The sequence below is a fragment of the Bradyrhizobium sp. CCBAU 51627 genome, assembly GCF_028128765.1.
Taxonomy (GTDB): domain Bacteria; phylum Pseudomonadota; class Alphaproteobacteria; order Rhizobiales; family Xanthobacteraceae; genus Bradyrhizobium.
The window spans coordinates 549,152-561,753 of the sequence record NZ_LBJG01000023.1; the positions used below are offsets into that span (position 1 = coordinate 549,152).

Annotated in this window: 11 protein-coding genes; 7 read left to right on the plus strand and 4 right to left on the minus strand. The window is 65.0% G+C overall.

Annotation, left to right across the window (positions count from 1 at the left end; translation table 11 throughout):
• Window positions 1–208: 208 nt before the first annotated feature.
• The 4 genes from XH88_RS14410 (at window position 209) to XH88_RS14425 (ending at window position 6,397) form a co-directional block, all read left to right on the plus strand.
• Window positions 209–1,426, plus strand: a complete 1,218-nt coding sequence (locus XH88_RS14410; RefSeq protein WP_271668951.1) for an acyl-CoA dehydrogenase family protein — start codon at window positions 209–211, stop codon at window positions 1,424–1,426.
• 39 nt (window positions 1,427–1,465) lie between these two features.
• Window positions 1,466–2,446 carry an amino acid--[acyl-carrier-protein] ligase gene (locus XH88_RS14415; protein ID WP_271668952.1) on the plus strand — a complete coding sequence of 327 codons (981 nt, stop codon included), beginning with the start codon at window positions 1,466–1,468 and terminating at the stop codon, window positions 2,444–2,446.
• Between the two features lie 36 nt (window positions 2,447–2,482).
• Complete coding sequence (locus XH88_RS14420; RefSeq protein ID WP_271668953.1) at window positions 2,483–3,358, plus strand: acyl-CoA acyltransferase; 876 nt, start codon at window positions 2,483–2,485, stop codon at window positions 3,356–3,358.
• A gap of 171 nt (window positions 3,359–3,529) precedes the next feature.
• Entirely contained in the window at window positions 3,530–6,397 is a 2,868-nt protein-coding gene (locus XH88_RS14425) for a PAS-domain containing protein (RefSeq protein ID WP_271668954.1), read from the plus strand.
• A 136-nt stretch (window positions 6,398–6,533) separates the two neighbouring features.
• On the opposite strand, the gene XH88_RS14430 is transcribed toward XH88_RS14425, so the two are convergent.
• Window positions 6,534–8,228, minus strand: coding sequence for a putative bifunctional diguanylate cyclase/phosphodiesterase (locus tag XH88_RS14430; protein ID WP_271668955.1), 1,695 nt, complete (start codon window positions 8,226–8,228; stop codon window positions 6,534–6,536).
• 220 nt (window positions 8,229–8,448) lie between these two features.
• On the opposite strand from XH88_RS14430, the gene XH88_RS14435 reads away from it, so the two are divergent.
• Entirely contained in the window at window positions 8,449–8,709 is a 261-nt protein-coding gene (locus XH88_RS14435) for a hypothetical protein (protein WP_271669064.1), read from the plus strand.
• A gap of 103 nt (window positions 8,710–8,812) precedes the next feature.
• On the opposite strand, the gene XH88_RS14440 is transcribed toward XH88_RS14435, so the two are convergent.
• The 3 genes from XH88_RS14440 to mtgA all read right to left on the minus strand — a co-directional run bounded on the left by XH88_RS14440 (window position 8,813) and on the right by mtgA (window position 10,615).
• Entirely contained in the window at window positions 8,813–9,442 is a 630-nt protein-coding gene (locus XH88_RS14440; RefSeq protein ID WP_271668956.1) for a hypothetical protein, read from the minus strand.
• A gap of 145 nt (window positions 9,443–9,587) precedes the next feature.
• A complete protein-coding gene (gene rpmF / locus XH88_RS14445; RefSeq protein WP_007598106.1) occupies window positions 9,588–9,770 on the minus strand; it encodes a 50S ribosomal protein L32 in 183 nt (60 codons plus the stop codon).
• Window positions 9,771–9,940: 170 nt separating this feature from the next.
• Entirely contained in the window at window positions 9,941–10,615 is a 675-nt protein-coding gene (gene mtgA / locus XH88_RS14450) for a monofunctional biosynthetic peptidoglycan transglycosylase (RefSeq protein WP_271668957.1), read from the minus strand.
• Window positions 10,616–10,775: 160 nt separating this feature from the next.
• Here mtgA and XH88_RS14455 point away from each other — a divergent pair, with 160 nt between their 5' ends.
• Both XH88_RS14455 and XH88_RS14460 read left to right on the plus strand, forming a co-directional pair.
• On the plus strand, window positions 10,776–11,699 hold the full coding sequence (locus XH88_RS14455; protein ID WP_271668958.1) for a polyprenyl synthetase family protein: 924 nt from the start codon (window positions 10,776–10,778) through the stop codon (window positions 11,697–11,699).
• 206 nt (window positions 11,700–11,905) lie between these two features.
• Window positions 11,906–12,589, plus strand: coding sequence for a DUF1345 domain-containing protein (locus XH88_RS14460; protein WP_271668959.1), 684 nt, complete (start codon window positions 11,906–11,908; stop codon window positions 12,587–12,589).
• Window positions 12,590–12,602: the final 13 nt, after the last annotated feature.

Genomic DNA, 12,602 nt, shown 5'->3' on the forward strand with positions numbered 1-12,602 from the left:
CCCTAACGCGATCGCCGAAATCCGGGCCATGCGAACAACTCGGCTTTAACTGTTCGTTCGGAATTGAGGTTCGTTTACCCTCTATTTCATCGACGAATTTGAATTAAATCCGTAGCCTCGTTTCACAAGCAAAGATGGTCGGAGGATCGCTGACGCGCATCGCGAATGATGCCGACGATCCTGAACGGCAAACCGGAGGCGGACGAGTATGAACGTGCGTGAAGCAGTCCTCACTGTCGACGAGACACAGACAAGCCTGCTCGAGCAGGGCCCTTCCCTCATCGAGCGCGCCGCTCGAACCGCCAGCGTGGCTGCAGCCGATGCCGACGGCGTCGATCGCGACGCTCGCTTTCCCCACAGGGCTTTCGATGCCGCGCGTGAGCAGAAGCTGCTTGGCGTCATGATCCCGGTCGAGTTCGGCGGCTTTGGCGCCTCGATCTACGACGTCACCGACATCTGCTACACGCTTGGGCGCGCATGCGCCTCGACGGCGATGGTCTACGCAATGCACCAGACCAAAGTCGCCTGCATCGTCCGCCACGGGCACGGTATTCCCTGGATGGAGACCATGATGCGCCGGGTCGCCCGCGACCAATGGCTGCTCGCCTCCTCCACGACCGAAGGCCAGAACGGCGGCAACATCCGCGCCAGCGCGGCAGCCGTCGACCACGCCGGCGACACCATCTCGCTGCTGCGCGACGCCACCGTGATCTCCTACGGCGCCGAGGCCGACGGCCTCGTCACCATTGCCCGCCGCGCCACCGAGGCCGCGGCCTCCGATCAGGTGCTGCTGGCGCTCGCCAAGGACGATTATTCGCTGAAGCAGACGCTGGGCTGGGAAACGCTCGGCATGCGCGGCACCTGCTCGACCGGTTTCGAGCTCAGGGTCGACTGTCCCGCCGACCGCGTCTTCCCCGAATCCTATGACAAGATCCACGCCCAGACCATGACGCCGTTCGCGCATCTGTGCTGGTCGTCGGCCTGGGCCGGCATTGCCGCCGCGGCGGTGACGCGCGCGCAGGCCTTCATCCGCAAGGCCGCTCGCAGCTCCGGCGGTCAGATGCCGCCGGCCGCCGCGCATTTCACCGCCGCAAAAATGTCGCTGGCAAAACTCCGCGCGCTCATCTCGGCCAATCTCGACGCCTTCGCCCGCCTCGAACATGACGAACGTGCGCTTGGGTCGCTCGACTTCCAGTCCTCGATCACGCTGTTGAAGGTGCAGGCCTCCGAGCTCGCGGTCGAGACCGTGATGCATGCGATGCGCACAGCGGGTCTCTCGGGCTATCGCAATGACGGCGAGTTCACGATGGGTCGCCATCTGCGCGACGTGTTGTCGTCGCCGATCATGATCAACAACGACCGCATTCTGGCAAACGCCGCCACGTCGACGCTGATGAGCGGCGTGCCGGCGAGTCTTCGTGACTAAATCAACAAGAACAATTTCAAGATAGCAGGACATCGAACCATGAACGTTGCCGTCCTCCCCAATTCGCCCGAGACTGCCCCCGAGATCGTCGATCCGCTCGATCATCTCGCCGACAAGCTATTCCACCGTATGGGCTCGGACGGTGTTTACGCCCGCACCGCGCTCTACGAAGGCGTGGTGGAGAAGCTCGCCGCGCTGATCACCAGCCACCGCGAATCCGGCACGGAAGCGCTGCGTTTCCCTCCGGTGATGAGCCGCGCCCAGCTGGAAAAATCCGGCTACCTCAAGAGCTTTCCGAACCTGCTCGGCTGCGTCTGCGGCCTGCACGGCACCGAACGCGAGATCAATGCCGCGGTGAGCCGCTTCGATGCCGGCGGCGACTGGACCACGTCGCTGTCGCCAGCCGACCTCGTGCTGTCGCCCGCCGCCTGCTACCCCGTCTATCCGATCGCGGCCAGCCGCGGACCTTTGCCGAAGGGTGGCCTGCGCTTCGACGTCGCGGCCGACTGCTTCCGCCGCGAGCCGTCGAAGCATCTCGACCGGCTGCAATCGTTCCGGATGCGCGAATATGTCTGCATCGGCACGCCCGATGACGTCGCCGATTTTCGCGAGCGCTGGATGGTGCGCGCGCAGAAGATCGCGACCGATCTCGGCCTCTCCTTCCGCGTCGACTATGCCAGCGATCCGTTTTTTGGGCGCGTCGGGCAGATGAAGGCGGTCAGCCAGAAGCAGCAGCAGCTCAAGTTCGAGCTCCTGATCCCACTGCGCTCGGAGGAGCAGCCGACCGCCTGCATGAGCTTCAACTACCACCGCGAACATTTCGGCACGACCTGGGGCATCCAGGATGCCAATGGCGAGCCGGCGCACACCGGCTGCGTCGCCTTCGGCATGGATCGCCTGGCGGTCGCGATGTTCCACACCCACGGCACCGATCTCTCCGCCTGGCCCGCCAAGGTGCGGGACGTCATGGGCATGCAGCCGCACGTTGCGACTGAGGCCCACGGCGAAGGCTGGCGTTAAGGTAAGAGGCCGACCATTTCCACGGGCGAGACGAGCGTGATCCATACCAAAGTCCGATGTCGCGAGATCACCGAGTCCGATGTTGACGCCATCGCGGACTTGCTGACGCGCGGCTTCGTCGGCCGGCCGCGCAATTACTGGATCCAGGGCCTGCGCCGGCAGGCCTTCCGGCCGGTGCCGGAGGGCTATCCGCGCTTCGGCTACATGCTCGACAACGACGGCGAGCCCGTTGGCGTGCTGCTGCTGATCTACACCGCGCGCAAGGACGGCGAGGAGACCGCCATCCAGTGCAATCTGTCGAGCTGGTATGTCGAGCCCGCCTACCGCAATTACGCGCCGCTGTTGACCAAAATTGCACAACGGCACAAGCACGTGACCTATCTCAACATCAGCCCGGCGGTGTGGACCTGGCCGATTATCGAAACGCAGGGCTTTCGCGCCTATTGTCGTGGCCTGTTCTTTTCGGTGCCGGCGCTGTCGCGCGCCCCGCGCTGGAGCAAGATTGAAGTCATCTCCCCGCACGCCAAGCAGATCGAGGGGTTGTCGGAGGCCGAGACGGAGCTGCTGACGCGACACGCGCGCTATAATTGCCTCAGCCTGGTCTGCCGCACGCCCAAAGGCGTCTTCCCCTTTATCCTGCAACCGGTGCGCATCCGCCGCGGTTTCATCGCACCGCCCGCGATGCAGTTGATCTACTGCCGCAGCGCCGCCGAATACGCCGCCTGCGCCGGGCGCATCGGCCGGCTGTTGCTGCGGCTCGGCAAAATCTCGGTGATCGTCGATTCCAACGAGCCCATCCCCGGCCTTGTCGGTCTTTATACCGAGCGGCGCGGCCGCAAATATTTCAAGGGTCCGCATCGCCCGCGGCTGGCCGATCTCGCCGACACGGAACTCGTATTGTACGGGCCGTAGGCGTACGGCCTTGCTATCACCTTGCGGACAGGCTGTTTGAGCGCTCGCTCCGTATCGCCAGTCACCCTCCGTAAACTACGGCGCTTAAGGGAATTTTCCCGCCTCTTCGCTACGCTCCGTGGCTGAATTACGTTGCGTTAAGTCCATTGCCGCCGAGATCCCGCTGATCCCATGACGTCGAGCCGCGACAACGAGTTCGGTGCGCGCCGCGAGCAAGGCCAGGAGGCCCTGCTGTCGCTGAGCCAGCTGGCGCTCGATCGCATGGAACAAGGCGTTTGCGTCTACGACGCCGACAACCGGATCGTGCTGATCAATACGCGCTACCTGACGCTGTTCGATATGTCGGCCGACATCGTCCGGCTCGGAACGAGCTACCGCGACGTGCTCGCCCACAGCGCAGCACGTGGAAACATCCCGGCGAGCGAGCTCGATGCGCTCTACGCTTCGCGGATCGCACTGATTGCGGCCGGCAAGCCGTTCCAGACGCGGCAGACACTCGCAAGCGGCCTCGTCATCACGCTGGAACTGAAGCCGCTCCCCGACGGTGGCTGGATGACGATTTGCGACGACGTCACCCGCCTCGCCCGCCTCGAGGCCGAGCTGCAACTGCAGACGGAGCGCAGCCAGCACGCGCTTGCCCACATGTCGCACGGCCTCATCCTGTACGACGCCGATGGCCGTGTCGTCGTCTGCAACGAGCGCTTCCTGCAACTCTACGGTCTCGACTCCGAGATCTTGAAGCCCGGCATCGCGCACGGCGCGGCGATCGACCACTGGCTATCGCGCGGCAACCGGGCGGAGATGTCCGCAAACGAGTTCCGCAACGCCCGGACCAGCGACATCAGGACGAGAAGCCCGAAGACAATTCTCGTGACGTGCCATGACGGCCGAAAAGTGCAGGCCGTATCCCGGTTCATGCCCGACGGCGGCTGGGTCACGGTGCATGAGGATGTCACCGAGCGGTTGCAACGCGAAGAGACGCTGAAGCAGCAGAACCTGATGCTGGATGCCGCGCTCGAAAACATGGCCCAGGGCCTCGCCTTCTACGACAGCGACATGCGCCTGCGCATCTGCAATTCCACCTATCAGGAGATCTATCGGCTCTCTCCGGAGGAGAGCAAGCCCGGAACGCACCTCTCCGAGCTGATCGAACGCTCGATGGCGAACGGCGCCTTCGTTTCCGAATACAGCCCGCAGCAGATCCTCGAGGCCGCCCGCGCCCGCGTCGAAAACAACGATACCTCCCCCATGCGCCGGCGCATGAGCAACGACACGGTGATCTCGGTGCGCTATTGCGCGCTGGCCGAGGGTGGCTTCGTCGCCACCTATGAGGACATCACCGAGCGCGAACGTGCGGTCGAGGAGCTGAGCGAGCAGTATCGCCGCTTCGACGCGGCGCTGAACAACATGGGCCAGGGCCTGTGCATGCTCGACGCGAGCCTGCACGTGATCGTCTGCAACCGCCGCTACATCGAGATGTATGGCCTGTCCCCCGACATCGTAAAGCCCGGCGTCTCGATGCGCGAGATCATGGAGCACAGCTGCGATCTCGGCATCCACCCCAACATGACCGGCGCCAAGCTTTACGCCGACTATGTCGAGCGGCTGCGCGAGGGTGAGCATACGCTGCATCGCCATTTGAGCGACGGCCGCATCATCAAGCTCAACCACAAGCGGATGGAGCATGGCGGCTGGGTCGTTACCTATGAGGACGTGACCGATTGGCACAAGGCCCAGGCCCGCGTCGCGCACATGGCGCGGCACGACTCTCTGACGGACCTGCCCAACCGCACTCTGTTCCGCGAGAAGATGGGCGAGGGGCTGAACCAGGTCGCGATCGCCGGCGGTGCCATGGCCGTGCTGTGCTTCGACCTCGACAATTTCAAGACCGTCAACGACCGGCTCGGCCACGCCGCCGGCGACCGGCTGCTACGCTGGGTCGCGGCGCGACTGAGGGAGAACGTCGGCGAGCACGACACCGTCGCCCGCCTCGGCGGCGACGAGTTCGCCGTGCTCCAGCGCGGCCCGCAGCCGCAATCGGCGGAAAAGCTGGCGCGACGCCTCGTCGAGATCATCGGCCGGCCGCCGCCGCTGGAAAGCCAGTCGATCCATATCGGGGTCTCCGTCGGCATCGCGATCGCGCCCGATCACGGCCTTGATGCCGATGAGCTGATGAAATGCGCCGACCTCGCGCTGTACCAGGCCAAGGCCAAGGGCCGCGGCGCCTATCAGCTGTTCGAGCCCGAGATGGAGGAATCGGCGCGCAGCCGGCACGCGCTCGAGCAGGATCTGCGCGGCGCGCTGGAGTCCAATCAGTTCCATCTGGTGTTCCAGCCGCAGGTGCGGCTCGACAGCATCGAGCTCACCGGCTTCGAGGCGCTGCTGCGCTGGAGACATCCCTCGCGCGGCTTCGTCTCGCCGGCCGATTTCATTCCGATCGCCGAAGAGAATGGGCTGATCGTTCCGATCGGCGAATGGGTGCTGCGCACAGCCTGCGCCACGGCCGCGTCATGGCCCGAGGTCACAGTCGCAGTGAACCTGTCGCCGGTCCAGTTCCGCTCGCGCGGACTGGTGGCGATGGTCACGAGCGCGCTTGCGGAAGCCGGCCTGCCGCCGCAGCGACTCGAGCTCGAAGTCACCGAGACCGCGCTGCTCGACGACAGCGAAGCGACGATCGGGATCCTGCACCAGCTCCGCGCCCTCGGGGTGCGCGTCAGCCTCGACGATTTCGGGGTCGGCTATTCCTCGCTGAGCTATTTGCGCAAGTTTCCGTTCGACCGCATCAAGATCGACCGCTCCTTCGTCGGCACGCTCGGCGAAAGCCCGGAGAGCGTCGCCATCGTCCGCACCATCGCGAGCCTCGGCTCCGTGCTCGGCGTCGAGACCACAGCGGAAGGGGTCGAGACGGTGGAGCAGCTCGACTTCGTGCGCGAATGCGGCTGCACCGCCGTACAGGGCTACTATTTCGGCAAGCCCTGCCCGGCCGCCGAGGTGGGGTTGACCATCGAAACGCTGAACGCGGTTCGCCGCGTGGCGTGAGCTTCTTGTCGTGAATATCCGCGAAAACAACCCCATGCACAGTAGAATGGGCGTTGATTTCAAGGGAGAAATTCGTTGCCTTCGGCCCGACATGGCGGGCACAGCGCAAGTGCGCGTTTGCCTACCCGACAGCTTCTCAGCTTGCCGCGGGCAGCGCGGTGTCCGGCGACGGACACCATGGGCGGTCGGCTGATGCCAGCCCGATCAGGCGGCCTTGGATGTAGTCGCAGCCCCAGTCGCGCAGCATGGTGGCGGCCTCTTCGTCCTGCACCCATTCGGCCACGGTCTTGATCTCGAGGCGGCGGGCGAGATCGATCAGGGTCTGCACAAAGGCGCGGTCGTCGGCCGAGTGGGTGATGTTCTGCACGAAGGCGCCGTCGATCTTGACGATATCGACGCCGAGCTTGCGTAAGTTGCTGAACGAGGTGTAGCCGGCGCCGAAATCGTCGATGGCGATGCGGCTGCCGAAATTCTTGAGCCGGCTGACGAAGGCACGAACATCGTCGATGTCCTGGATCGCGACCGTCTCGGTGATCTCCACGATCAGGCGCTCGGCGACGCCGGGATGAGCGCGCATCAGCGATTCGATTCCCGCCCACCAGTCGGGGTCCATCGTGGTATCAGGCGAGATGTTGAGACTGAGCCGGATATCCGGCGCGGCTGCGAGCTCGGCGACCACCAGTTCGAGCACGCGGTGATCGACGAGGCGGATGAGGCCGAGCCGCTCGGCGACCGGCACGATGTCGGGCGCGAGCAGCACCTGGCCATCGCCCTGATCCATCCGCACCAGACATTCGTGGAACGCGCCCTCGCGCGTCGCAGCCGACACCACCGGCTCGTAAGCGAGCTTGATGCGGCGCTCGTTCAGCGCCGTGACGATCTCGTCGGTGACGCGGATATTGACGCGGCGCTGGGCGTCGCGCTCGGCATTCGGACGCCACGCGGCGAACGAGCCGGCGCGCCGGCGCTTGGCCGCATCCAGCGTCTCGTGGGCGCGATTGATCGCCTCGTCGGTATTGCGGGCATAGCGCGGCAGGCTGACGGCGCCGATCGAGGCGGTGACGGACACCGGGCCGGATCGGGTCGGCACCACCTCGTTACGGATGCCGGCGAGAAAGCGCTCTGCGGCGACGTTCATGTCATCGACGGTGCAGTTCTTCAGGATCAATCCGAACTTGTTGCCGGAGAAGCGGCCGAGCACATCGCCGCCGCGCAGCCGCGCGCGAATGCGCTTGGCGACGTCGAGGATCACGGCATCGGCAACGTCGAAACCGAAGGCGTCATTGACGCGGGCGAGATGATCTATGCCGACCAGCATGAAGGCCGCGGTCGAGCGGAAACGACTCGTCTCCTCGATCGCTTCGGCCAGCGCCGCGGTCAGATGGGAACGATTGAGCTCGCCGGTGAGCGGGTCGAGCCGCGCGAGCTTCGTCAGTTCCTCGTCGCGGGCATGCCGCTCGTTGTTGATGCGCACGGAGCCGATCGCACGCACCGGGCGGCCGTCGGGGCCGGCGAACCAGCGGCCGGTCTCCTCGATCCAGACCACGGGATCGGAAGCGCTCATGCGCACACCATATTCGACCCGGTAGGGCGTGCCGTCGGCGCCGTGCACGGCTGAGGTCTGCGCCAGCGCCGCGCTCCGCAGCGTTTGCGCGGGCTCGATCAGCTTGGCGAACTCGGCACCGGTCGCAAGCCGCTCGGCGGGAATGCCGGGGAAGACGGCGCCCGCCTGCTCCCCCCAGACGATGGCGTCGCTGGCGAGATCCCAGACGAACACGGCCTGGCCAAGGGCGGCCAGGATCTCGGAGGCTTGGGGCAATGCTGGGGTCAAAAGCGCCTCGTTTCGGGACAGCGGGGGAGTCCTGAGCCGGCACAGAATACGGCCAGATTCGCCCTCGACCCTAGGCAAAGTTCATAAACAATTTGGAAACCACGTTTCCGACCCGCTTGGAACGAAATAGGCTCGACCGGCATAGGCCTTGCGAGACCATCACATGCACCGGCGCCAACGTCCCAAAACGCGCCAGTTCAACCGGATTAGCGGTGTTGCGATGGTGAATGTGGATCAGATCGACGAGACAACGCGGGAAGCCAGTACCGCGCTGGTCCCGCTCACGCCGGTTCTACAGCTGGTCCGCAAAGTGCCGCTGACGCGCCCCGATCCGAGCTTTGTCACCCAGCTGATCGCCAACGCCGAGCATCTGCCCCAGGCAAGCCGGCTGCGCCGCGGCTCGTCCGAGGACGCACGCATGGCCTATGGCAGCAAGCGCCCGCTGCCCAGTGTCAGTTCGCGCACGCGGCAGGTGGCGTAACCCGGCTTTCAGGACGATCGTCGCCGCGCGCTCACTGCGTCGAGAGATTCGTCATGGCCGGGCTTGTCGCGGCCATGACGCCGCGGAAGCTTCGGGGGTTCGATCACCGCGGCTCTTCGGGCGAGGGCGGCGTGCCGTTGCCCGGCTGCAAATGCGGCGAAGGAATTTCCGGCGATGGCGCGATCGTGGGCTTCGGCGCGGGGTGATCCATCAAGACGGATTCGGCAACCGATTGCGCCGAGGGCGTGGGCGGCTGCGGAGCGGGTTCGGGATATTTCGGCTCGAACGTGGTCACTGGCGCCGACGCCTCGGCCTGCCGCTTCGCCTTGCGTGGCGACACCACGGCCTCGGCAGCAACATAGGTGATGCGGCGGCGCGCGCGCTGGGCGATGCCGCCGAGGAAATCGGCCATCGCAAGGAGCACGAGCAGGAAGTAGGTGGAGTTGCCGAATTTGGGCCACATTACGAATTCGGCTGCGGCCGCGCCGAAGATGATCAGCGACAGCAGATGATCCATCAGGAATTTCGCACCGGGCCGCGCGCCCTTGACCACTTCGAGCAGCAGCAGCAGCACGCCGAGCGCGAGCAGCAGATCGGCAAGCGTGACCGGCCAGGTCTCGCCCGTGATCATCGGCACCCTGAACAGCACGTCCGAGAAGGACACGGTGGGCATCAGGAAGGCGATGATGTTGTACACCGCGAGCGGAATCAGAAGCAGCGGGAAACCGACCATCGGCAAAGCGCCTTCTCGATCAAGATGTTCGGGCAGGACAATGCGGCGGCGAAGCTTTTGCTCCGCCGCCGCCACTCTCATATCTCACGGGTTGGCCGAAATCAGGCAGGCTCAATCGACCTGCCCCAAAGAAAAGCCCCTGAGATCAGGACTCTTTCTTCTTCAGAACCTGACGGCCCTTGTACATGCCGGTCTTGAGGTCGAGATGATGCGGACGACGGAGCTCACCGGAGTCCTTGTCTTCCACATAGGTCGGCTTCTTGATGGCGTCTGCCGAGCGGCGCATGCCACGGCGCGACGGCGAAGTTTTTCGTCTCGGAACGGCCATTTCAATATCCTCTAGGGATTGGTGTTCATAGGGGCATCGTCCGCGGAGGGACGGCTCAGCACCCGCAATACGGGGCGAGCTGAATGCCGATCAAGGCCGGGCTTATAGAGGAAGGCTGGCCGTAAAGCTAGGGTTCAGGAGCGGAAAATGCGCTCGAAAAGGGCTCGAAATCAGCGATTTTCCCGCCAGCAGGTCAAAAGCGAGGAAGCCTGCGCCCTTGCCACATAGGTCCCGGCCAGCCGCCGGACACCCGGGCCCGGGGTCCTGGCGCTGCGTTTGACCGGATTCGGCAGGATCGAGGCCAGAAGCGCCGCCTCCCGGGAGGAGAGATTGGCCGCCGACCTGCCGAAGGCATAGGCGCTGCCGGTTTCCGCCCCAAACTGGCCCTGCGGACCGAGCTCGGCGATATTGAGGTAGATTTCCAGGATCCGGTGCTTGGGCAGCACAAAGTCGATCCACAGCGCCAGCGGGAATTCCAACGCCTTGCGGATGAAATCCCGCCCCTGCCAGAGAAACAGGTTTTTCGCCACCTGCTGGGTGATGGTGGAGGCGCCGCGGAAGGCGGTGCCGTCCTCCCTGGCATCGTCGATGGCCTCGCGCAGCGCGCCCCAGTCGATGCCATGGTGCTTGCAGAAATGGGCGTCCTCGGCCGCCACCACCGCGCGCGGCAGATAGGGCGACATCGCCGACAGATCGATCCATTCCCGGTGCATCGGTGCGCCCGTCAGCGAGCGCCACGCCATCAGCGTCGAAACCGGATGCCCAGTGCGGTAGAACGGCGCGACCACATAGGGCGCGAGAGCCACGACCGCGAGCGCTGCAAGCAGGATTTTAACGATGCGCAAATCGAACTTTCCGGCGCGAAATGAACGTGGCCGCGGATCCCGCCATTAAGTCTGTGATAATTCGGGCCTTTTCCAGCACTTTTTGGGCCTTCCAAACGATTGACTGGGGCGGGCGCATAAAGGATTGTCCCGCCGAATTTTAGTTCTGGAGCCTTTCTTGATGACCGGCACGCCACCGTCCGATTTTGCCAAGCGTCTGGACAAGACCGCTGATGACACCGAGGCCCTGCTCGGGCGTCTGTTGTCGGACGACATCCTGCACGATGAGATCGCTCGCCCCAAGCGACTGATGGACGCAATGCGCTATTCGAGCTTGAACGGCGGCAAGCGTCTGCGGCCCTTCCTGGTGGTCGAGAGCGCTGCCGTCTTCGATGTTCCCCGTGAAGCCGCGCTGCTCGTGGGCGCCGCGCTCGAATGCATCCACTGCTATTCGCTGATTCATGACGATCTGCCGGCAATGGACAATTCGGACCTGCGCCGCGGCCGCCCCACACTGCACAAGCAGACCGATGACGCCACCGCGATCCTCGCCGGCGACGGCCTGCTGACTCTCGCCTTCGACATCATCACCCGCGACGAGGTCCATCGCGACGCCAATGTGCGGCTATTGCTGACGCGCGCGCTGGCGCGCTGCGCCGGCATCGGCGGCATGGTCGGCGGCCAGATCCTCGATCTCGCCGGCGAAGGCCGCTTCGGCGGCAACGAGCCGATCGATGTCGCCCGCATTCAGCAGATGAAGACCGGCGCGCTGCTGCGCTACGGCTGCATCGCCGGCGCACTTCTCGGCCAGGCCTCAAGTGCGGAGTATCGGGCGCTCGACGATTACGGCCGCGCGCTCGGCGAAGCCTTCCAGATCGCCGACGATCTGCTCGACGTCGAAGGCGATGCGGCCGCGCTCGGCAAGCCGGCCGGCGCCGATGCCGTGCTCGGCAAGACCACCTTCGTCACCCAGCTCGGCATCGAAGGCGCCAAGCAGCGCGTGCGCGATCTGCTGGCGCGCGCCGACAGCGCAGTGTCGATCTTCGGCGATCGCGCCGCCGTACTGCAAGCCGCAGCGCGATTTGTAGCTGAGCGGAAGAACTAGCCCTGAGTTTCACCTCTCCCGCTTGCTTGCGGGAGAGGTCGGCGCGTCCCGGGGCGCTGCGAAGCATCGTCCCGCGCGCCGGGTGAGGGCTTCTCTCCTCTTGGGGGGTCTCGCTTGCGGAGAGACCTCTCCCCACCCCTCCCAGCAAGCGGGGGAGACCGCCGCTATGGCGACCAGGCGAGTTGATCGAGAGGGCTGGAGCCGACATGGCCACTGAAAAAGAAGATCCCGTCCTCGTCCACTTCCGCCAGATGTCACGGCCGGTGCGACTGATCTACGCGCGGCCGCGGACCTTCATCTCGCTCGCCGTCGGCATCCTGGTCTGCCTGCTGCTGCCGGGCACGTACCGACTGGTGACGCGGCTGCTGTTCGGGTGGGATGCGCTGATCGCGGTCTATCTTGTGCTGGTCTACAGCATGATGCTCTGCAACGACCACCAGCACATCCGGCGTAGCGCCGCGATGCAGGACGACGGCCGTTTCGTGATCCTGCTGGTGACGGCGATCGGCGCGTTTGCGAGCATCGCCGCCATCGTCTCGGAGCTCGGCACCCACCGCGGCGCGGCGGAGCTGACCATCGCCATCACCACCATCGCGCTGTCCTGGGCCGCCGTGCACACGACCTTCGCGCTGCATTACGCCCATGACTACTACCGTCCACCGCTCGGTGGCTTGCAGTTCCCGAGCGGCGACAAGGAAGACCATGCCGATTATTGGGACTTCGTCTATTTCTCGTTCGTGATCGGCATGACCGCGCAGGTTTCCGACGTCGGCATTACCGACAAGACGATCCGCCGCACGGCCACCGCGCACGGCATCGTGTCCTTTATCTACAACACGGCCCTGCTGGCGCTGACGGTAAACATCGCTGCGAGCGCGATCGCGACGTGAGCTCGTCCCGGCC